The 20909-nt window shown below is 64.3% G+C and carries 17 protein-coding genes; 7 read left to right on the top strand and 10 right to left on the bottom strand.

Annotated elements, in window-relative coordinates; all coding sequences use genetic code 11:
• Positions 1-120: 120 nt before the first annotated feature.
• The 4 genes from C265_RS31835 to dnaA form a co-directional block, all read right to left on the bottom strand.
• Complete coding sequence (locus C265_RS31835; protein ID WP_010811377.1) at positions 121-1659, bottom strand: endonuclease NucS domain-containing protein; 1539 nt, start codon at positions 1657-1659, stop codon at positions 121-123.
• Between the two features lie 87 nt (positions 1660-1746).
• Entirely contained in the window at positions 1747-4272 is a 2526-nt protein-coding gene (gyrB, locus tag C265_RS24785) for a DNA topoisomerase (ATP-hydrolyzing) subunit B (RefSeq protein ID WP_010811376.1), read from the bottom strand.
• A gap of 229 nt (positions 4273-4501) precedes the next feature.
• Complete coding sequence (gene dnaN / locus C265_RS24780; protein ID WP_010811375.1) at positions 4502-5617, bottom strand: DNA polymerase III subunit beta; 1116 nt, start codon at positions 5615-5617, stop codon at positions 4502-4504.
• A 367-nt stretch (positions 5618-5984) separates the two neighbouring features.
• Entirely contained in the window at positions 5985-7751 is a 1767-nt protein-coding gene (gene dnaA / locus C265_RS24775; RefSeq protein WP_010811374.1) for a chromosomal replication initiator protein DnaA, read from the bottom strand.
• Positions 7752-8567: 816 nt separating this feature from the next.
• Between dnaA and rpmH the strand changes: the two genes are divergently transcribed.
• From rpmH to yidC, 4 genes are all read left to right on the top strand, one after another.
• Positions 8568-8702: a 50S ribosomal protein L34 gene (gene rpmH, locus C265_RS24770; RefSeq protein WP_008650850.1), complete on the top strand. Its 135-nt coding sequence runs from the start codon at positions 8568-8570 to the stop codon at positions 8700-8702.
• A 133-nt stretch (positions 8703-8835) separates the two neighbouring features.
• Positions 8836-9273, top strand: a complete 438-nt coding sequence (gene rnpA, locus C265_RS24765; protein WP_099045625.1) for a ribonuclease P protein component — start codon at positions 8836-8838, stop codon at positions 9271-9273.
• Positions 9274-9283: 10 nt separating this feature from the next.
• A complete protein-coding gene (yidD, locus tag C265_RS24760; RefSeq protein ID WP_010811372.1) occupies positions 9284-9595 on the top strand; it encodes a membrane protein insertion efficiency factor YidD in 312 nt (103 codons plus the stop codon).
• A 21-nt stretch (positions 9596-9616) separates the two neighbouring features.
• Positions 9617-11284 carry a membrane protein insertase YidC gene (gene yidC / locus C265_RS24755; protein ID WP_010811371.1) on the top strand — a complete coding sequence of 556 codons (1668 nt, stop codon included), beginning with the start codon at positions 9617-9619 and terminating at the stop codon, positions 11282-11284.
• 107 nt (positions 11285-11391) lie between these two features.
• On the opposite strand, the gene C265_RS24750 is transcribed toward yidC, so the two are convergent.
• The 6 genes from C265_RS24750 to C265_RS24725 form a co-directional block, all read right to left on the bottom strand.
• Entirely contained in the window at positions 11392-11556 is a 165-nt protein-coding gene (locus C265_RS24750; RefSeq protein WP_035817912.1) for a rubredoxin, read from the bottom strand.
• Entirely contained in the window at positions 11553-12428 is an 876-nt protein-coding gene (locus C265_RS24745) for a metal-dependent hydrolase (RefSeq protein WP_010811369.1), read from the bottom strand. The genes C265_RS24750 and C265_RS24745 overlap by 4 nt, the downstream gene beginning before the upstream one ends.
• A gap of 47 nt (positions 12429-12475) precedes the next feature.
• The gene (locus C265_RS24740) at positions 12476-13438 is read right to left on the bottom strand and encodes an alpha/beta fold hydrolase (RefSeq protein ID WP_010811368.1); all 963 of its coding nucleotides are present in this window, start codon (positions 13436-13438) and stop codon (positions 12476-12478) included.
• Positions 13435-14325, bottom strand: coding sequence for an SDR family oxidoreductase (locus C265_RS24735; RefSeq protein WP_010811367.1), 891 nt, complete (start codon positions 14323-14325; stop codon positions 13435-13437). Before C265_RS24735 ends, C265_RS24740 begins: the two co-directional genes overlap by 4 nt.
• A 61-nt stretch (positions 14326-14386) precedes the next feature.
• Complete coding sequence (locus tag C265_RS24730; RefSeq protein WP_010811366.1) at positions 14387-15961, bottom strand: NAD(P)/FAD-dependent oxidoreductase; 1575 nt, start codon at positions 15959-15961, stop codon at positions 14387-14389.
• Positions 15962-16217: 256 nt separating this feature from the next.
• Entirely contained in the window at positions 16218-17291 is a 1074-nt protein-coding gene (locus C265_RS24725; protein ID WP_010811365.1) for an AraC family transcriptional regulator, read from the bottom strand.
• Between the two features lie 114 nt (positions 17292-17405).
• Here C265_RS24725 and C265_RS24720 point away from each other — a divergent pair, with 114 nt between their 5' ends.
• The 3 genes from C265_RS24720 to C265_RS24710 all read left to right on the top strand — a co-directional run bounded on the left by C265_RS24720 (position 17406) and on the right by C265_RS24710 (position 20858).
• Positions 17406-18011, top strand: a complete 606-nt coding sequence (locus tag C265_RS24720) for a hypothetical protein (protein WP_010811364.1) — start codon at positions 17406-17408, stop codon at positions 18009-18011.
• 8 nt (positions 18012-18019) lie between these two features.
• A complete protein-coding gene (locus C265_RS24715) occupies positions 18020-19615 on the top strand; it encodes a GMC family oxidoreductase (RefSeq protein WP_010811363.1) in 1596 nt (531 codons plus the stop codon).
• A 268-nt stretch (positions 19616-19883) separates the two neighbouring features.
• Positions 19884-20858, top strand: coding sequence for a TetR/AcrR family transcriptional regulator (locus tag C265_RS24710; RefSeq protein WP_010811362.1), 975 nt, complete (start codon positions 19884-19886; stop codon positions 20856-20858).
• The last annotated feature ends 51 nt before the right edge of the window (positions 20859-20909 follow it).

The following is a 20909-nucleotide window of genomic DNA, read 5'->3' as shown; positions in this document are numbered from 1 at the left end:
CTGGCAATACGCGGAATGCCAGCGGCGCTCTGCATAGGTGACAGGAAGTGCTAAATTTTGTTGACTGGCTCGTAGAGACCGAGCCTATCGCCTGGCTATAAACGCTATAGATAATTCTATTTATTCGCCAAAACCCACTGAAACAGAGTCAATTCTTTCAACTAATGTCCTCCCGAAGGAAGGGTTGCCCTTAGGGAACTGGACGATAGACATGAACTGATTGTTTTCGACGGCCTTCTTTACAAGTTCCCCCTCTTCAACGACAAGTTCAGAGATTGTCTGCCTTGGCGTACCGGGATCACATATCTCAAAAACTTGACTGGTAATTCCTAATAGCTCACGGGCTTTGTCGTCATAGTCATGAAGGCATCCAAAATGTTGGAAGAACATGAAGTCTTCCAACGAACCGAACGCCCCTTCAATCCACCGAGCTCCGTCCGCCGGTGCCTTCTTGCCATTCCAGCCGAGAATGCCGATATAAATCTTTACTTGGCCTTCATCAGTGAAAACCAATTGAAACCTTGGAAGATAGCCAACTTCGCTTTTGCGAAACATAGCCACAAGTGAAAGAAGGATATTAGCAGGATTATAAATACTTGCCGAAACTGTACTGATAGCAGCGACCTCAGCTTCGCGCAACAACAATTGAAAAATCTCTCGCCACTGGCGATTTCCAACAAGCACCACGTCGACATCCCTGCCAAATGCTCCCCAGCTAGGCGCATATTTTGGGGAAACAGTTCGATCGAGATAGTATGCAGCTCCACCCTCAGCCTTTGTGGCCTCTGCGAGCAGCTGATCATCACTTAGGAGTAGGGAGTTTTCCGCATATCTGCCATTGCGATGAACAGCAGCCACCTTCCAACCGTCCTGAATAATCTTCTGAAGCTTCTCAGGATATCCGACTCCGCTCTCTTCACCGAGTGGGCCCAATTTGCTCCGGAAGAAGCAGAGGAAGTTCTCGTCAGGATCATCGAGCTCATCATCCCACCCCATCTCTTTAAATGCATCCGGCACTTCGTGAGGAGATACCAACGGAGACGAAAAAATCAAGTATAGCCCGAAAGGATATATTACTTGCGATTTTTGCCCCTCATAGGAGACATTAAATACCGAGAAATCATTTAACCCAGCTGCGGCGGCGGCACTTATGACAAGAGGCAAAGATTGATCTCTCGCCATCTTATTTGCGAAAAGTATAATGTCTTGACAGCGACTAATATTCAACGGTGTTTCAAGAGCAATCACCGAAAATGTTCGCGATGAACGCACGATTCCATCGCCAGTTGTTTCAATCACCCGCCCTTCTGTTGGAACTTCACATACTCTTTGATATTCACTAAATGGAACAGCAAGCTCCCTCCAGTCGGTTGATACCAGCAAGGCGCGTATCCGGTCCGCAGAGATGCCTTGGGTGCTTTTAAGCAGAGCCACATATTTTGTAAGTTCGTGCAAGGCCGAGCGCGCAGCTTGATCACTGCGCTTTATCTCAATTACAACCAGATGACCATGCTCATCTCGAGCCAAAATGTCGATGAACCCACCAGCTCCGAACTCATTCTTGAGAGGAAATTCCTTTTTTATGAGCTGCAACCCCGAATCCAAAATCGACAGATTGTCAGCCAAATAATCTCGTATTTTCGCCTCAAGATTGTTCATGTCGCTACCGAAATCGGTTTTTTGCAAAAGAAAGGCCAACCATTCCCATGGTCGGCCTCATTGAATTCCAAGCGGAATTTAGTCTATTTAAACATCAATATTCCGCGCAACAAGGGCGTTGGACTCAATAAAGTTCCGCCGCGGCTCCACCTCATCCCCCATAAGGGTGGTAAAGATCTGATCCGCCGCAATAGCATCCTCAATCTGCACCTTCAGCAGTCGCCGCTGCGTAACGTCGAGCGTCGTCTCAAACAGCTGCTCAGGGTTCATCTCACCAAGACCCTTATAGCGCTGACGCGAAACGCCACGCTCAGCCTCAGCCAGCAGCCACTGCATAGCCCCGTGGAAGTCGTTGACAGTCTGATCGCGCAGCTTTTCGCCTTCACCACGCTGCACCTTAGTGCCTTCCGGGGTCAGGCCCTGGAACGTCTTGGCCGCGTTGGACAGGGCAGCGTAATCCGCACCATGAACAAAGTCAGCATCCAGATGCGACAGTCGCACATTGCCATGATGACGACGCGCAATCATCAACCGATGCTTATCCGTCTTCTCATCAAACTGCGCGTAGACGTCAGCGGTGCCATCATCATTAACAGCCGCCCCAATCAACGTCTTGGCGTGCATCTCAGCCAACTTGGCCTTCAACGCCACAGCAGACGCCTCAGCAGCAGCCGCGCTATCCAGATCCAGCGCCACCCCATCAGCAATCGCGCGCAGGGCATCGGTATCAACAACCCGTGACAGCCGAGAAATCACCCCCTCAGTCAGCTGATACTGCCGCGCCAACTCAGTCAGCGCATCCCCATTGATCTCACTACCATCCGGCCGCACCAGCACAGCCTTCTCCATCGCCAGCTTCAGCAGGTAGGCATTGAGCTCGACATCGTCCTTGATATACCGCTCTTCCTTGCCGTGCTTGATCTTGTACAGTGGCGGCTGCGCGATATAGACATAGCCGCGCTCGATGATGTCGGGCATCTGGCGGTAGAAGAACGTCAGCAGCAGGGTGCGGATGTGCGAGCCGTCCACGTCAGCATCGGTCATGATGATGATGCGGTGGTAGCGCAGCTTTTCCAGGTTGTAGTCGTCCTTGCCGATGCCGGTGCCCAGTGCGGTGATCAGCGTCAGCACTTCCTGGCTGGACAGCATCTTGTCAAAGCGGGCGCGCTCTACGTTCAGGATCTTGCCCTTCAGCGGCAGGATGGCCTGGAACTTACGGTCGCGGCCTTGCTTGGCGGAGCCGCCTGCGGAGTCGCCCTCCACCAGGAAGAGTTCTGACAGGGCGGGGTCTTTTTCCTGGCAGTCGGCCAGCTTGCCGGGCAGGCCCATGCCGTCCATCAGGCCCTTGCGGCGGGTCATTTCGCGGGCCTTGCGGGCGGCTTCGCGGGCGCGGGCGGCGTCTACGATCTTGCCGCAGATGATCTTGGCGTCGCCCGGGGTTTCCAGCAGGAAGTCGTTCAGGGCCTTGCCGACGAGTTCTTCCACGGGCAGGCGCACTTCAGACGAGACCAGCTTGTCCTTGGTCTGCGAGCTGAACTTGGGCTCGGGCACCTTGACGGAGAGCACGCAGGACAGGCCTTCGCGCATGTCGTCGCCGGTGGTTTCCACCTTGGCTTTCTTGGCGACTTCGTTCTCTTCGATGTACTTGTTGATGACGCGGGTCATCGCGGCGCGCAGGCCGGTCAGGTGGGTGCCGCCATCCCGCTGCGGGATGTTGTTGGTGAAGCAGAGCACCTGCTCGTTGTAGCCATCGTTCCACTGCATGGCCACTTCCACGGCGATACCGTCTTTTTCGGTATTGGCGTAGAAGATGGTGGGGTGCAGCACGCTCTTGGAGCGGTTGATGTACTCGACAAAACCCTTCACGCCGCCGGAGAAGGCAAAGTCTTCTTCCTTGCCGGTGCGCTGGTCGACCAGTTTGATGTGCACGCCGTTGTTCAGGAACGAGAGTTCGCGGATGCGCTTAGAGAGGATCTCGTAGTGGAACTCGACGTTGGTGAAGATCTCTTCGTCGGCCAGGAAGTGGACTTCAGTGCCGCGCTTGTCGGTGGCGCCGATGATCTTCATCGGCGAGACTTCAACGGGCTGGCCGTCGGGGCCGGTCACGGTCTCGACGATGCGGTTCTGCACGTCGCCCTTGGCGAATTCGATCAGGTGGACCTGGCCGTCGCGGCGCACGGTCAGGCGCAGCCACTTGGACAGGGCGTTCACGCAGGACACGCCCACGCCGTGCAGGCCGCCAGACACCTTGTAGCTGTTCTGGTTGAACTTGCCGCCGGCGTGCAGCTCGGTCATGGCGATTTCCGCCGCGCTGCGCTTGGGTTCGTGCTTGTCGTCGAACTTGACCAGGGGCGGGATGCCGCGGCCGTTGTCGACGATGGAGATCGAGTTGTCGCTGTGGATGGTGACCTGGATCTCGGTGCAGTAGCCGGCCAGCGCTTCGTCGATGGAGTTGTCCAGCACCTCGAAGACAAGGTGGTGCAGGCCGGTGCCGTCGGAGGTATCACCGATATACATGCCCGGACGCTTGCGTACCGCCTCCAGGCCTTCCAGGATCTGGATCGAAGAGGCTCCGTAGGTGTTTTCCTGCTGCGGGTTCTGCTGTTCGGTCATGTCTTTCTACTCACGGCAATGGCGGATTTCGGGCCGGGCCGGCATAGCGGCGGGGCGCGAAAAGGTCCGCATGGCGGGTTACTAAAAACGGCAAAAGGGGCGGATCGTCGTTTCGATCCTGCCCCCGCTGCGGGATGGTCATCCCCAGGACTTCCCGGCCTGGGCCGGGTGTCGTTGCGTGCCGTTTGCTGCTCCGGTTCTTGTCTGGTCTGGTCCTGTTACCGGATCATCAGATGCGCATCGGCATGACGACGTACTTGAAGTTGTCGTCTTCCGGCACGGTAATCAGCGCACTCGAATTCGAGTCGCCGAGGCTGACCTGCACCTGCTCGCTCTTCAGGTTGGCAAGCACGTCAAGCAGGTAGGTCACGTTGAAGCCGATATCGAGCGCGTCGCCCGAGTAATCGAGTTCCAGCTCTTCCTGCGCCTCTTCCTGGTCGGCGTTGGTGGAGCTGATCTTGAGCATGTGCGTGTCGAGGATGCAGCGCACGCCCTTGAATTTGTCGGTCGTCAGGATCGCGGTGCGTTGCAGCGCCTGCTGCAGCCGCACACGGTCGATGGCGAAGGCGTTCTTGTAGCCCTTGGGAATCACGCGCTGGAAGTCAGGGAACTTGCCTTCAACCAGCTTGGAGATCAGTTCGATATTGGCGAACGTGAACTTGACCTGGTTGGCGGCCAGTTGCACCTGCACCGGATCGTCGTTGTCTTCCAGCAGGCGCTGCAGTTCCAGGATGGTCTTGCGCGGGATGATGACTTCCTGGCGCGCGCCCACGCCGACGGCTTCGGTTTCCAGCTCAACGCCGCAGTACGCCAGGCGGTGGCCGTCGGTGGCGACTGCCATGACCTTCTTGCCTTCCACCACCAGCAGCATGCCGTTCAGGTAGTAGCGGATGTCCTGCTGCGCCATGGCGAAGTGGACCATTGCCAGCAGGTGCTTGAAGGTCTTCTGCGGCAGGCTGACGCTGGCGTTGAATTCGCTGGCTTCGGCAACGGTCGGGAATTCCTCGGCGGCCAGCGTCTGCAGTGCGAAGCGGCTCTTGCCGGATTGCACGGTCATGCGCTTGTCGTTGAGCGACAGGGCCACGTCGCCGTCAGGCATGGCGCGCAGGATGTCCAGCAGCTTGCGCGCGGCCACGGTGGTGGCAACGCTGTCGCTGCCAACGCCGCATTCGGCGTGCGTGGTGATCTGGATCTCGATGTCGGTCGAGAGGAAGGAAACGTTGGACCCGGACTTGCGAATCAGCAGATTGGCCAGGATCGGGAGGGTGTGGCGGCGCTCCACGATGCCGCTCACGATTTGCAGCGGACGCAGCAGGTTGTCTCGCGAGGTTTTGACCAATTGCATTGAATTTATCCTTCGTCGTTTGTAATCGGCGACCGCAGAACGCAAACAACTCCGAATTCACTTAGGAATCAAGGAGTTAATGTGCCATTGTACCAAGGATAAGCCGCTGCGGTGAAGCGGGGCGGGACCGGCCGGGGGGCCAGCTGTGCCCAAAAAGCCACGCTGGCGCTGCCCGTACTTGCCATCCCGTCCCGACTCACCGCAAAGCCTTATCAGTGGCCATTTTCCGGACACTTGCCCCGGCGACGCTGACGTTAATTCCCCAGGCGCCACGGGATGTCCGTGGCGCGCACCCTACAGTATGCCAGCCCCGAGGGGCCGACCCTTCAAAACGCCTTCCCGGGGGTCCCCGGGCATCGGCCATGCATCAGCCCTTGAGCGTTTGCTCCAGCACGTGCAGTTCATGGTTGAGCTGCGCGTCCTTGCTGCGTTCGTCGGCGATCTTGCGCACGGCATGCAGCACGGTGGTGTGGTCGCGGCCGCCAAAGAGCTCGCCGATTTCGGGGAGGCTCTTCTGCGTCAGCTCCTTGGCCAGGTACATCGCGATCTGGCGCGGCCGTGCAATATTGGCAGGGCGCTTTTTCGAATACATGTCAGCGACCTTGATGTTGTAGAAATCCGCGCAGGTCTTCTGGATGTTCTCCACGGAGATCTGGCGGTTCTGCACAGTCAGCAGGTCCTTGAGCGCTTCGCGCGTCACCTCGATGGTGATGTCCTTGCCGTGGAAGTTGCTGAACGCCAGGATCTTGCGCAGCGCGCCTTCCAGCTCGCGCACGTTTGAGCGCAGGTGCTTGGCGACAAAGAAGGCAACCTCTTCGGGCACGTTGACGTTTTCCGCGGCGGCCTTCTTCATCAGGATGGCCACGCGCATTTCCAGCTCGGGCGGCTCGATGGCCACGGTCAGGCCCGAGTCGAAGCGCGAGATCAGGCGGTCGTCGATGCCGGAAATCTCTTTCGGGTAGGTATCGCTGGTGATGATCACCTGCGCCCGGTTGGCAATCAGGGCCTCGAAGGCATAGAAGAACTCTTCCTGCGTGCGGTTCTTGCCGGAGAAGAACTGGATATCGTCGATCAGCAGCAGGTCCAGCGAGTGGTAGTAGCGCTTGAACTCGTCGAACGCCTTGCGCTGGTACGCCTTGACCACGTCGGACACGTACTGCTCGGCGTGGATGTAGCGGATGCGCGCGCGCGGGTTCTCCAGCAACATGAAGTTGCCGATGGCGTGGATCAGGTGAGTCTTGCCGAGGCCCACGCCGCCATAGAGATACAGCGGGTTGTACGACTTGCCCGGGTTGTTGGCCACCTGGATGGCCGCGGCGCGGGCCAGCTGGTTGGCTTTACCAGTGACGAAGTTGTCAAAGGTCAGGATCGGGTTCAGGCGCGAGCGCTCATGCACCGTGTCGCTGGGCTGGTGGCCGGGCATCGGCGTGGCGCCGCCCATCTGCTGGTGCGGCTGCTGCTGGGGTTGCGGCGGCGGCGCGCGGTAGGAGCGGGCGCTGGCTTCGGCGGGGTCCATCTGGACCACGTCGATCTCACCCATGTCGGCGCCGTGTGGCTGGTGGCCGTGCTGGCCAGGGTGGGGCTGGCCGCGCGCACCGGCCGGGACCGGTGCGGCGGACGGCATGCCGGCCGGATTGCCCGGGTTGCCCGGATTGCCATAGGGCGGTTGCCCCATGCCGTAGCCGGCCGCGCTGACCGGCTCGCCATAGCCATAGCCGGGCTGCTGGCCGGGCATGGCGAACGGCGGCTGGCCCATGGCCTGGCCGCCCATCGGCTGGGCGCCGGGATAGCCGCCCATGCTCGTACCCGGTGCTGCGTGGCCGTCCATGCCGCCCGGGCCCATGCCGGGCTGGGCCGGCTGCATATAGGCAGCGGCACGGCCCGACGCGGCGGGATCCAGCACGAACTGGACGCTGACCTGCGCTTCCCAGTACTCGCAGGCCAGTGCGGTGATGCGCCCCGAAAACTGGCTCTTGACCCAGTCCAGCTTGAAACGGTTGGGCGCGGCAATGCGCAGCGCGTGCGTTTCTTCATCGAACGCAACGGGCGCCAGCGGCTTGATCCACGTTTTGAACTGTTGCGGCGTCAGCTCGCGCTCTAGTTGCGCTGCTGCCGCCTGCCAGAAATCTTGCATTGTTTGTTTTTTGGTAATCGTACCCGGCCGCAAATCAGCGGTTCCCCCGGCACGCCACAAGCAGCATCTACGCCGCGCGATCCGGGCCATCCTTACCGTATTAGGAATCAATTCCGTTCGGTGAGGCCTCCGCGGCATGCCAATGCAGCAGCAAGCGAGCCTTCAGGCTCGCCGCACTGGCGTGCGTTCAGTCATGCGTTGCCGCGGTGGGGGCCCGGGTTGCGCCTGCGCCACGCAGCCCGTGTTGTGTTTGGACCCGGATTGTACCCCCGCCCCTGAGTTATCCACAAAGGATAAGTCTGTGGATAACTTGTGCAAATGCAGTGGATTTGTGTGCACAACCCTTGGTGCGATGCGGCTTTCCGGGGTGTGGAAACGGGGGAAATCTCAGGCAAAACAGGGACTTCGCCTGTGGATGGATGCGGTAGAGGTGGCCCTCGGGACACTTGCAGTTACCCACTGGCCTTTGTGGACAATGGCGCACCACGGGCCACAGTCGGGTGTGGCAATTGTGCCGGTGCACACAGTCTTGCGCCTTGACATTGCCGCAGAAAATCGGTTAAATGCCGGGTTCTGCGATGCGGCAGGGGATCACGTATGCGCATCGCCGGGTCTGGCCTGTTCGTGCCGTCCTTGCTAACAGGTTAGCGACCTGCACATGCATAAACACGGCCGGCAGCAAGACAGAACCAGAATCGTCGGCAATCCCGCTGCAGTGTCTTGCCAGCGGCAGCCCCATGCGAACCATACGCGGCGGCCACGGCACCCCGGCACCGGCCGGTGTCAGGCGCGCCCAGATCAACCAGAGAGTGCAACATGAAACGTACCTACCAACCTTCCGTTACCCGCCGCAAGCGTACCCACGGCTTCCGTGTCCGCATGAAGACCCGCGGCGGCCGTGCCGTCATCAACGCACGCCGCGCCAAGGGCCGCAAGCGCCTGGCCATCTGAGGCCGGGGCGACTGGTATGACGGCGCGCACTGCGTTGCCGTCATGGCCTGACGCCTCACCTCAGGGACGGCCGGCAGCTTGCCGCAGGGCTCAGCTAGTTAGTCAGCAGTATCTCTCGCCAGCATTGCCCAGCGTGTCTGCCCATGCCTTCCCCAAAGCCGCAAGGCTGACAAAGACGGATGAGTTTTCATCCGTTTTTGCTTTGCGGCCCCGGCGTCGCAGCCCGCATTTCGTGCTCTATGTGCGCGCCAATGACCGGCCGGAAGGCCGCCTTGGCGTGGTGGTGGGCAAGAAGTTCGCGCCGCGCGCCGCTGAGCGCAACCTGGTGAAGCGCATGGCGCGCGAGCTGTTCCGCCAGCGCCGTGAGCACCTGGCCGGGCGCGACGTACTGCTGCGCCTGCAAGCCAAGTTCCCGCGCGCGGAATTTGCAACGCGCGCGGCGGTCAGACAGGCGTGCCTGGCGGAAATCACCAGCTTGCTGGAAATTGCCGCCAGGCCGCTGCCGCCACCGCCGGCGGCAAACCCCGCTCCGCCTGCGCCACCCAGCCAGGCACCGGGCCTTCCAGCCTGACCACCCCGCCATGAAGCCGATCCTGCTAGCCCTGCTGCGTATCTACAAGATCGCCCTGAGTCCTTACCTGGGCTCGCGTTGCCGCTTCCTGCCGACCTGTTCCGACTACGCCCGCGACGCCGTCATCCATCACGGCGCCGCGCGCGGCAGCTGGATGGCCGCCTGCCGGCTGTGCCGCTGCCATCCTTTCGCCCAAGGCGGGTATGATCCCGTGCCGGGCACGGAAGCTGACGACACTGCCAGGCCGGACACCCACGCGGGCCGTTCCGTCCATGCCGCCGCAGGCCATGCGCCTGTTGCGATCCGTCTGCCCAGACCCTGATTTCTCCGACCACAGCCAGACATGGATATCAAACGCACCATCCTCTGGGTCATCTTCTCGATGTCCCTCGTGCTGCTCTACGACAACTGGCAGCGCTCCCAAGGCCATGCGTCGATGTTCTTCCCGAGCACGACCCAACAGGCCGCCTCGGCGCCCGCCGCCAGCGGCGCTGCCGCGCAGGGCGACGTGCCCAAGGCCAACGTGGCGCCAGGCGCAGCGGGTACCGCTGCCCCGGCCGCGCCGCAGGCCGCGGCCCAGCCCGCCGGCGAGAAGGTCGTGGTGACCACCGACACGGTGCGCGCCGAGATCGACACCGCCGGCGGCATCGTATCGCGCCTGGAGCTGCTCAAGGAGCATGAGAAGGACGGCAAGCCGGTGGTGCTGTTCGAGCGTGACAACGTGCGCACCTACATGGCACGCTCGGGCCTGATCGGCGGCGACCTGCCCAACCACACCACGGTGTTCACCGCCGCCCCGGGCCCGCGCACGCTGGACGGCGCCGAGCAGCTGGAAGTGGCGCTGACCGCTGAAAAGAACGGCGTGAAGCTGGTCAAGACCTATGTGTTCCGCAAGGGCAGCTATGTGGTCGACACCAAGTTCGCGGTGACCAACGCGGGTGCCGCGCCGGTCTCGCCGACGCTGTACCTGGAACTGGCGCGCGACGGCAGCAAGGTCGAGCAGTCGCAGTTCTACAGCACCTTCACCGGTCCGGCCGTCTACACCGACGCCGACAAGTACCACAAGATCGACTTCGAAGACATCGCCAAGGGCAAGGCCACCGTGCCTGCCGCCGCCAACAATGGCTGGGTGGCGATGGTGCAGCACTACTTTGCCTCGGCCTGGATCCCGCAGACCGGCAAGGAGCACAGCTTCTACGTCCAGCAGATCGACCCGAACCTGTACCGCGTGGGCGTGCAGCAGCCGCTGGGTGAACTGGCCCCGGGCGCCACGGTGACCACCGATGCGCGCCTGTTCGCCGGCCCGCAGGAAGAGCACATGCTCGAGAAGATCGCCCCGGGCCTGGAGCTGGTGAAGGACTATGGCTGGCTGACCATCCTGGCCAAGCCGCTGTTCTGGCTGCTGGAGAAGCTGCACGGCTTCCTGGGCAACTGGGGCTGGTCGATCATCGCGCTGACGGTGCTGATCAAGCTGGTGTTCTTCCCGCTGTCGGCGGCAAGCTACAAGTCCATGGGCAAGATGAAGGACCTGCAGCCGCGCATGACATCGATCCGCGAGCGTTATAAGAACGACCCGCAGAAGATGAACCAGGAGATGATGGGGCTATACAAGACCGAGAAGGTCAACCCGCTCGGCGGCTGCCTGCCCATCGTGATCCAGATCCCGGTGTTCATCGCGCTGTACTGGGTGCTGCTGTCGTCGGTGGAAATGCGCGGCGCGCCGTGGCTGGGCTGGATCCATGACCTGTCGGTGCCGGATCCGTTCTACATCCTGCCGATCGTGATGGCCGTGTCGATGTTCGTGCAGACCAAGCTGAACCCGACCCCGCCGGACCCGGTGCAGGCCAAGGTCATGATGATCATGCCGCTGGTGTTCTCGGTGATGTTCTTCTTCTTCCCGGCGGGCCTGGTGCTGTACTGGGTGGTGAACAACATCCTGTCGATCGCCCAGCAATGGCAGATCAACCGCATGCTCGGCAAGGGCAAGGCGGCAGTGGTGGCGAAGAGCTGAAGCTGTTGCAGGTTGCGGTAAGCAAAAAAGCCCGGCAGTGATGCCGGGCTTTTTGTTTGATGGATCGGGGCGCTGACAGCCATCATCCCTCGTTGATCACCGCCCGCCTATAGCGCAACCATGTCGAAATCCGCTTTCGCCATGCCGCAGTCCGGGCAGCTCCACTCCAGCGGGACCGCGCCCCACGGTGTGCCGGGCGCGATCCCGTGCTCGGGCATGCCGAGCGCTTCTTCATAAACGAATCCACAGATACGGCACTGCCAGATGGTCATGCGGCCCCCCGCAGCGAGGGCGCACGGGTGGAGACGCCGGCGGCGCGCGCGGTGTTTTCGATCTCTTCGACCAGCGGGGCGATGCGCGCCAGCTCGGCGCGGTTGTCGTCGTCCCACGGATGGAAGCCCGGGCGGAAGTAGCTGAGCCATTCCGGGATCATCTTGGGCAGCACGCCGGGCGAGGCCCACAAAAAGCGCAGCACGCCGCCAAACCCGGTCAGCTTGTTGCGGCAGCCCTTGTCGCCCATCACCAGCGCGATGTGGAACACGAACACCATGGCCCAGAACGTCACCGTGGTGGTCAGCATGGTGAAGGTGCGCAGGAAGTAGCGGTAGGGGCCGGGCTTCATCACCGTGTTCCAGACATCGTAGGCCACGGCCTTGTGCTCGGTTTCTTCCAGTGCGTGCCAGGTCCACACCTGCCGGTAGCCGGTCTCAGAGGCCGCGCCCATGTGGCTCTGATCCTGCAGCAGGCCGCCGGCCAGCATCGCGGTGTAGTGCTCCAGCGCGATGGTGTGGGCCAGCTGCCAGGACTTGGGCAGGATCTTGCGCAGCAGGTCCAGCAGCTTCCACACCGAGCGGTCCAGCGCCGCGGCGGGCAGGCCGGCGTCTTCCATCAGCCGGTTGTAGAGGATGTGCTCGCGCGTGTGCATCGCTTCCTGGCCGATAAAGCCGGCGATGGCGCGGCTCAGTCCGGGGTCTTTCACCTGGTCGCGGTAGTTGCGCACACTGTCCATGAAGAAGCGCTCCCCGGCGGGGAAGAAGATCGACAGCGCGTTGATGAAATGGGTGACGTGACGGCCCCGTTCGTGCCAGTCGCTGATGCGTTCTGGCGGCAGGTGGGGATGCACGTCGCGGCGGACTGGCATCATGGCGGTCTCCTTGGGTAAAGGCCGGCGCGTGTTGCGCCGGTGGGAATTCATTGGGCGGCCAGGAACGGCAGCAGGTCTGCTGCCACGCGTTGCGGGTCTTCTTCCATTGGCACGTGGCCAAGCCCCGCATAGCGGCGCAGCTGCGCGCCGGGGATGCGCTCGGTGAAGGCCTGCGCGTGCGCGGGCGGGATCCAGCGGTCGCGCTCGCCCCACAGCACCAGCGTGGGCGCGCGCACGCTGCCGAGCAGGTGGGTATCAAGCTGGGCAAAGTCGAGCCTGGGCACCATCTTGCCGACGGCCTCGCGGCTGCCTTCGGCGTAGAAGAAATCGACGTAGCGGCGGAAGGTGGACTCCGGCACGCGTGAAGCATCGCCGTAGACGTCGCGCGTGGCGGCGCGGATGATGAACTCCGGCAGCATCCACGGTGCCGACCAGCGCACCGGCGCATGGCGGAACAGGTCGATGTAGATCGGCAGCCGCATCGGGAAGCCGGCGGCGTCGATCAGCACCAGCTTGTCGACCGCATCGGGCCGGCGCACGGCCAGGTCCCACGCGATCAGCCCGCCCAGCGAGTTGCCGATGATGCTGGCGCGGCGCACGTTCACCGCGGCCAGGAAGGCATCGATGAAGTCACGGTAGCGGTACACGTCCATGGTTTCGATGCGGCCGCGCGCATCGCGCAGCGGCCCGGTCAGCCCGAACGGGGCGAGATCCAGCCGCAGCACGCGGTAGCGCTGCGCCAGCGCCGGCACGATCCCTTGCCACGTATGCAGCGAAGCGCCGAAGCCATGGATCAGCACCAGGGTCTCGCCGTCGGCGGGGCCTTCGTCGGTGTAGTGCACCATCGCATCCAGCACGCGCACCCAGCGCGAGGCCGGCAGCGCATGGCGCTGCGCCAGCGTGGCGCGCGACAGGCTGAACAGCCCTACGCGGCCCTGCCCGAACCAGCGCGTCAGCGCCCCCGGTGGCGCCAGCAGCGCAGCATCCTGTTCGATCGCGAGCCGGTTCACGGGCGCTCTCCCTGGCCGACCGAGGCCGGTGCCGCAACCGGGCCCAGATCGCGCTTGCGGCGCGTCTCGCGCACCACCAGCGACTGGTAGGCGGCGGGCAGCAGCCGCGCCATGGCATCGGCGGCGTAGGCGTCGGGTCCGATCAGCACGCGCCGGCGGTTGCGGCGCACGCCTTCCAGGATCACGCGCGCGGCCTTGTCGGGCGAGGTGATGAAGAATTTCTCGAACTCATCCTTGCCGTGCTGCGCGTCGCGCACCAGGAAGCCGTTGACGCTGGATGACACGCGGCTGGCCTGGGCGATATTGGTCTTGATGCCGCCCGGGTGCACGGTGGTGGCCGACACGCCGCAGTCCATCAGGTCCAGCTCCTGCCGCAGCGATTCGGTGAAGCCGCGCACCGCGTACTTGCTGGCGTTGTAGGCGCCCATGCCGGGCTGGGCGAAGATGCCGAAGATGCTCGACGTGTTGACCACGTGGCCGTCGCCGCTGGCCTTCAGGTACGGCAGGAAGGCCTTGGTGCCGTAGACCACGCCCCAGAAGTTGATGCCCATGATCCATTCCAGGTCGTCGTAGCTCATGCCCTCGACGGTGCTGGACAGCGCCACGCCGGCGTTGTTGAAGATCAGGTTGATGCGGACGTGGGCCTCGGCGGCCGCGGCGGCCCACGCGTAGACCGCGGCGCGGTCGGCCACATCCACGGTGTGTTGGGTGATGCGGGCCTGCGGTGCGGCGGCCATGGCCTGGGCCACGGTCTGCGCCAGCCCGGCCTCGTTGCGGTCTGACAGCGCCAGGTGGCAGCCCTGCCGTGCCAGCGCCACCGCCAGCGCGCGGCCGATGCCCGAGCCGGCGCCGGTGACGGCGGCAACCTTGTTGCGGAAGTCCTTCATGTCCGGTCTCCTTCCGGTGATGTCGTTCTTTTGGGTGTGAATCAGGGGGAATGCGTGTGCGTCAGGCACCAGCGACCGTGGCGATATCGGCCGGCCCGGGCTGCATTGCGGTCTCGTCCGGCAATGCGCGCCGCACCGGGTACAGGTCGTAGTCGGTCATGCGAAAGCTCGCCGTGGCGCGGCGGAACTGCCAGGTGAAGCCCGGCCACAGCGTGGTGTTGCGGCCGCTGCGCGGGTCGATGTACCAGCTGGCGCAGCCGCCGGCGGACCAGATCGCATGGCCCAGCCGCGCCTGCAGCCGTTCGTTGAAGCGGCGCTGCACCGGCTCGCGCACGTCCACCGCCTGCACGCCTTCGCGGCGCATCTGCTGCAGGGCGTCCGCGATGTAGGCCACCTGCGACTCGATCATGAACACCATCGAGCTGTGGCCCAGGCCGGTATTGGGGCCGACCACGAAGAACAGGTTGGGGAAGCCCGCCACGGTGGTGCCCAGGTAGGCCTGCGCGCCGTCGCGCCAGGCATCGACCAGGTCCACGCCGTCAAGGCCGGAGATCACGCCGCGCGGCAGCGGGTCGGTGGCATGGAAGCCGGTGCCCAGGATGATGCAGTCGGCGGGCCGGCGCGTGCCGTCGCGCAGCACGACCGCGTCGCGCTCAACGCGGGCGATGCCGGTGGTGACCACGTCCACGTTGTCGCGCGTCAGCGCCGGGTAGTAGTCGTTGGAGATCAGCACGCGCTTGCAGCCGATGGTGTAGTCCGGCGTCAGCGTTGCGCGCAAGGCGGGGTCGCGCACCTGCCTGGCCAGATGGCGGCGCGCGACGCGCTCCACCACCTTCATGATCTTCGGATGCAGCACGAAGCCCAGCACGCGCGATTCCAGCATCCAGTAGATGCCGGTGCGCACCAGCGTCTGCGTGAACGGCAGGCGGCGGAACAGCCAGCGCTCGGTCGCGCTGACCTCGCGGTCCGGCTTGGGCATGATCCACGGCGGGGTGCGCTGGTACAGGTCCAGCTGCGCCACCTGGGGCACGATCTGCGGCACGAACTGGATCGCGCTGGCGCCGGTGCCGATCACCGCCACGCGCTTGCCGGCGAGCGCATAGGCGTGGTTCCAGTGCTGCGAGTGGAAGCACTCGCCCTCGAACGAGTCCAGCCCCGGGATATTGGGGTAGGAAGGCCGGCTCAGCCCGCCCATGCCGGAGACCAGCACGCGCGCGCGCACCACCTTGCCGTCGGCCATCTCCAGGCGCCACACCTGCGCGGCCTCGTCCCAGGCGGCGTGGCGCAGTTCATGGTGCAGCCGCAGGTGCGGGCGCAGGCCGAAGCGGTCGGTGCAGCCTTCCAGGTAGGCGCGGATCTCCGGCTGGGTCGAGAACATGCGCGACCAGTCGGGGTTCGGCGCGAATGAAAAGGAATACAGGTGCGACTGCACATCGCAGGCGCAGCCCGGGTAGTGGTTGTCGCGCCAGGTGCCGCCGACGGAGCCGGCTTTCTCGAAGATCAGGAAGTTGCGCTCGCCGCGTTCGCGCAGCCGTATCGCCATGCCGAGGCCGGCAAAGCCACTGCCGATGATGGCAATGTCTGTGTGCTCAAGGGCAGGGGATGCCTGCTGCGGCAGCTCCGCGGGTGCATTCATGGGCGCTCCTCACCGTTCACAGTGTTTATTGTGACATTGATGGATGTCATCGTAGGAAGCGCAGGGCAGGTGGTCAATGCCGTGAGTTGAAGGATGGTTCTAATTTTTGGGGATTTCCAGCGGCGTTTCGCGCACATAAAACAAGGCGATGCCACCCCGCAGGCGCTTGCGCCATGGGATTCGGTCGTGTGTTTGAAACCGGGAGATTTTTTTCAGGCTTCGCGGATCACGAAGGCGTGGCCGCAACATTCAGGCGCTAGGCGGCCTGTCCCTTGCGGCGCCAGCCGTGCGGCGTTTCACCGGTCCAGCGCTTGAAGGCGTGGGTGAAGGCACTCTGCTCGGAATAGCCGAGCCGCATCGCGCACTGCGCCAGGCTGATGCCGGGATCGGCAAGATACTGCTCCGCCAGCGCGCGCCGCACGTTATCCACAAGCTGTGAATAACTGATGCCCTGCGCCTGCAGCCGCCGCTGCAGGGTGCGCACGGGCAGGCTCAGATGCGCGGCCACGTCGGCAATCGGCAGTTCGCCCTGCGGCAGCCGCCCGCTGATATAGGCACGCGCCTGCGCCAAGGCGTCGGCCCCGGCCGGCGCGATCTGCTGCAGCTGGGTATCGGCGATGCGCGTCATCTGCGCCTGCATGCCCGCGTCGGCCTGCAGCGACGGCAGGTCCAGCAAGGCCCGTTCGATATGCATGGCATGGCGCGCGGCGTTGAAGACCACGGGGCAGCCGAACACCTCGGCATGCAGGCGGGTATCGGCCGGCGCGGGATGCGGGAATTCCACCTGCGTGGCCACGTGCTGCTCACCGATCAGCCAGCGCGCGAACACCACCCAGGTTGCCATGTGCAGCTCATGCGCATGGCGCGACAGCGGGCCATGCCGGGCTTCCCAGGTCATGCAGGCGGCATGCGGCGTTTCGATCAGGCGGGTGCCGCCGATATCGTTGGCCAGCACCTCATAGCGGATGCCTTGCAGGATGGCGTCGCGCACGGTGGGCGTGGTCAGCACCACGTAGCCCATCTCGGCATAGTGGCGCGGCGCGAAGGCGGCGCCGGCGCGCAGGCCGACATCGGGATCGCCGGTGACCTGCTCCAGCCAGTCGAGCAGGGCCAGGTAGGCGGCACCGGGAATGCGCGTGGCGGTCTGCGCACCGGTGACGTGCAGCAGCTCGGGCGACACGCCGACGGCGCGCAGCTGGTCGGCCGGGGCAATGCCCTGGCGCGCGCCGTGGTCGAGCACGGCGCGGAGGTAGGCGAGCGAGACGGTGCCCAATGCGGTGCCCGCTTGCATACCACTGGCACCGCCGTCGGGCAGGTTGGCGCGTGGCATCAAATCACCTGTCGTGCGGGATCAAGACCGGACACCGATCTTTATCCATACTCCGGGTAGCGTCAATGCGGGCCTGCCCCGCCTGAATACAAGAGACCGACGCAAGGAGACAACATGGCCCCCAATCATCCACACCGCCGTGCGGATGCCGATGCCGAGGCGCTGCACGCGCTGACGCGGCGCGGCTTCCTGAAAGTCGGCCTCGGCTTCTCGGCCGCGCTGGCCTGTACCGCGCTGGTGCCGTCGCTGGCCGGCTGCTCATCGGCCCATCCCGCGCCGCAGGCCGGCATGACCTGGCTGCGCCCGGAAGACGTGGCGATGTTGCGCGCGCTGCTGCCGGCCATCGTCACCGAGCTGGCCGAAGCGCCGCCGCCGCGGCGCGCGGCCCTGGAGCAGGACGCGCTGCGCAATATCGACGCGACCTGCGCCGCCATGGGCGCGGGCGCGCAAGCCGAGCTGCGCAAGCTGTTCGGACTGCTTGCCAGCATGCCGCTGCGCTGGGCGCTGACCGGCATCCGCCAGGACTGGAGCGCGGCCACGCCGGCGCAGGTGCAGGCCTTCCTGGCGCGCTGGCGCGCCAGCCGCCTGGCCACGCTCAATGCCGGCGCGGTGGTGCTGGTCAAGCTCATCAGCGTGAGCTACTACGTGTTGCCGGCCGCATGGGCAGGCAGCGGCTATCCCGGCCCGAACGCGGCCGTCTACAAGGCGCTGCACGCCTGATCCCCGACATGGCCATCGACAATCTCTACGACGCCGGCATCGCCGCCGGCTGGAAGGTACTGGACGCTGCCACCTTCACCACCACGCGCACGCTCGATGCCGACGTCGTCATCGTCGGCAGCGGCGCGGGCGGCGGCATCAGCGCCGAGGCGCTCAGCCGCGCGGGCCTGCGCGTGGTGCTGCTGGAAGAGGGGGCGCTGCGCACCTCGGACAACTTCCGCGACATGGACGAGAACCGCGCCTATCGCGAGCTGTACCAGGAGGCCGCGGCCCGCACCACGGCCGACGGCGCCATCGCCATCCTGCAGGGCCGCTCCGTCGGCGGCAGCACCACGGTCAACTGGTCATCGAGCTTCCGCACGCCGCCGCAGACGCTGGCGCACTGGGCCACGCATCACGCCGTCACCGGCCACAGCGAGGCCGACATGGCGCCGTGGTTCAGGAAAGTGGAAGAGCGCCTGGGCATCGCGCCCTGGGCGATGGCGCCCAATCCCAACAACGACGTGCTCAAGCGCGGCTGCGAGACGCTGGGCTGGGAATGGCACGTGATCCCGCGCAATGTGAAGGGCTGCTGGAACTCCGGCTATTGCGGGCTGGGCTGCCCGGTCAATGCCAAGCAGTCGATGCTGGTGTCGACCATCCCCGCGGCACTGGCCAGCGGCGCGACGCTGGTGCACCGCGTGCGCGTGCGCACGCTGGACCATGACGGCAACCGCGTGCAGTCGGTCACCGGCGAGGCGCTGGGCGCCGATGGCTACACGCCCACCGGCGTCGGCGTGATCGTGCGGGCCAGGCACTTCATCGCCGCCGGCGGCGCCATCAACACGCCGGCGCTGCTGCTGCGCTCGCGCGTGCCGGACCCGCATGAGCGGCTGGGACTACGCACGTTTATCCATCCGGTGAATATCACCATCGCAAAAATGCCGGAGCGCATTGATCCTTATTATGGCGCACCGCAGTCGATCGCTTCCGACCACTTCCAGTGGAAGGACGGTGCGACCGGGCCGATGGGCTACAAGCTGGAGGTGCCGCCGCTGTTCCCCGGCATCAGCGCGGGCGTGGTCAACGGCGTGGGCGAGGCGCTGCGCCGCGACATGGCGCAACTGCCCCATACCAACGCCATGCTGGCACTGCTGCGCGACGGCTTCGTGCCAGAGAGCGCGGGCGGGCGCGTGCGGCTGGCGCCCGACGGCAGCCCGCTGCTGGACTATGAGATGAGCGACTACGCCTGGGACGGCGTGCGGCGCGCATGGCTGAGCATGGCGCAGGCGCAGTTTGCGGCCGGTGCGGAGCGCGTGCGGCCCGCCCACCTGGACGCCGCCGAGTATCGCAGCTGGCCCGAGGCGCGCGACGCCATCGCGCAACTGCCGCTCAAGCCTTTCCGCACCGCGCTGTTCACCGCGCACCTGATGGGCGGCTGCGGCATGAGCGACGATGCGCGCGGCGGCGTGGTGGACAGCCATGGCAACCACCACCAGCTGGCCAACCTGTCGGTGTTCGACGGCTCGGTGTTCCCGACCAGCGTGGGGGCCAATCCCCAATTGTCGGTGTTCGCGCTGACGGCGCAGAATGCGCACGCGCTGGCACGGAGCCTCACGTCATGAGGTATTGGCCGCGCAAGCCTGCAATGTCCTGCATTGCAGGCATCCGGCATGCCTGCTTCATGCAGGTTGCCGGCGACATTGTTGTGCGATTCCCCACACCAGTGGCGCAATTAGAATGTCCACTCCAATTCAGGTCTTGTGAAACGCTCGAAGCGGTGGATAGGCTTCGTACAGCTGTTTCAAGCATCCGTATGCCGTCAGAGCAGGGAGCGGAACAGCGTAGCAAATTGCTAAGGGGTTTAAGGCAGCAACGAAGAGAGACGCCCCCATGAAGACCGGCAAAAGCTCGGCAGGAGACACCAAGGCCCGGATTCTCGACGCCACGGAAAAGTTGTTTACCGAGGTCGGCTATGAAGCCACCTCGCTCAGGCAGGTCACGTCGCGCGCCATCGTCAACCTGGCCGCCGTGAACTACCACTTCCGCAGCAAAGACATCATGATGCACGCCGTGCTGAGCCGGCGGCTGGATCCGCTCAACGCGCGGCGCCTGGCGCTGCTCGATGCGTGCGAAGCGCGCTGGCCCGGCAACAGCATCCGCTGCGAGCACGTGATGGGTGCGCTGTTCGTGCCCGCGCTGCAAATGGCACGCGACCCGTCGGTGGGCGGGCCGTCGTTCCTGCGGCTGCTCGGGCGCGTGTATTCGGATACCTCGCCCTTTATCCAGCAATACCTGCTGGAGCACTACGCCCCGGTGTACGGGCGCTTCTTCGACGCCTTCTCGCGCGCCATTCCGGCGCTGCCGCGGCATGAGCTCGGCTGGCGCCTGCAGTTTGCGCTCAAGGCACTGGCCGGCGTGCTGGCCGGCGAAGAGCTCACCAGCCTGCTGCCGGTGTTCACGCAGGGCCGGCAGATGAGCGATGCGCACGTGCTGGCCCAGCTCACCGCCATGGTGGAAGCCGTGCTGAACGTGGCGCAACCCAGTGCGGACGACTTCTCGGCCCTGCAGTCGGTGTTCGAGCTTGGCGAGCAGCAGCAGGCCAGGGAGCGCGCCAGCAGGCTGGCCGCGGCGCAGTCTGCCGATGAACTGAGTGCCAGTTGCGCCGCGATGGCGGCAACCATGGGCGATGCGGCCAGCCAGACCGCCGCCGCCCTCGGCAAGGCCCGCATCAGCGCACGCACCGTGCGCAATGAGGGCACCAAACGCTCAGCCGTGACCAGCATGCCGGTCCGCGCGCGCGAGCAAACCGTGAGCTTCCCCAGCAACCCGCTGGATGACTGGATGCGAATGCGCACCAGGACATAGCGGCGCGCGCCGCACCCGGTTACCTCCGGGCCGGCGCCACCGCCCTCACGC

Source organism: Cupriavidus sp. GA3-3 (assembly GCF_000389805.1).
Taxonomy (GTDB): Bacteria; Pseudomonadota; Gammaproteobacteria; order Burkholderiales; family Burkholderiaceae; genus Cupriavidus; species Cupriavidus necator_D.
Note: the sequence above shows the minus strand (reverse complement) of the source record. Positions and strands in the feature narration are given on the sequence as shown.

Bases quoted from the DNA above. Each gene is read 5' to 3' on its own strand.
- dnaA (WP_010811374.1), bottom strand. From the start codon at position 7,751: ATGCAAGATTTCTGGCAGGCGGCAGCAGCGCAACTAGAGCGCGAGCTG.
- dnaN (WP_010811375.1), bottom strand. From the start codon at position 5,617: ATGCAATTGGTCAAAACCTCGCGAGACAACCTGCTGCGTCCGCTGCAA.
- yidC (WP_010811371.1), top strand. From the start codon at position 9,617: ATGGATATCAAACGCACCATCCTCTGGGTCATCTTCTCGATGTCCCTC.
- C265_RS24730 (WP_010811366.1), bottom strand. From the start codon at position 15,961: ATGAATGCACCCGCGGAGCTGCCGCAGCAGGCATCCCCTGCCCTTGAG.
- C265_RS24750 (WP_035817912.1), bottom strand. From the start codon at position 11,556: ATGACCATCTGGCAGTGCCGTATCTGTGGATTCGTTTATGAAGAAGCG.
- C265_RS24725 (WP_010811365.1), bottom strand. From the start codon at position 17,291: ATGCCACGCGCCAACCTGCCCGACGGCGGTGCCAGTGGTATGCAAGCG.
- gyrB (WP_010811376.1), bottom strand. From the start codon at position 4,272: ATGACCGAACAGCAGAACCCGCAGCAGGAAAACACCTACGGAGCCTCT.
- yidD (WP_010811372.1), top strand. From the start codon at position 9,284: ATGAAGCCGATCCTGCTAGCCCTGCTGCGTATCTACAAGATCGCCCTG.
- C265_RS24735 (WP_010811367.1), bottom strand. From the start codon at position 14,325: ATGAAGGACTTCCGCAACAAGGTTGCCGCCGTCACCGGCGCCGGCTCG.
- rpmH (WP_008650850.1), top strand. From the start codon at position 8,568: ATGAAACGTACCTACCAACCTTCCGTTACCCGCCGCAAGCGTACCCAC.
- C265_RS24745 (WP_010811369.1), bottom strand. From the start codon at position 12,428: ATGATGCCAGTCCGCCGCGACGTGCATCCCCACCTGCCGCCAGAACGC.
- C265_RS24720 (WP_010811364.1), top strand. From the start codon at position 17,406: ATGGCCCCCAATCATCCACACCGCCGTGCGGATGCCGATGCCGAGGCG.
- C265_RS31835 (WP_010811377.1), bottom strand. From the start codon at position 1,659: ATGAACAATCTTGAGGCGAAAATACGAGATTATTTGGCTGACAATCTG.
- C265_RS24710 (WP_010811362.1), top strand. From the start codon at position 19,884: ATGAAGACCGGCAAAAGCTCGGCAGGAGACACCAAGGCCCGGATTCTC.
- C265_RS24715 (WP_010811363.1), top strand. From the start codon at position 18,020: ATGGCCATCGACAATCTCTACGACGCCGGCATCGCCGCCGGCTGGAAG.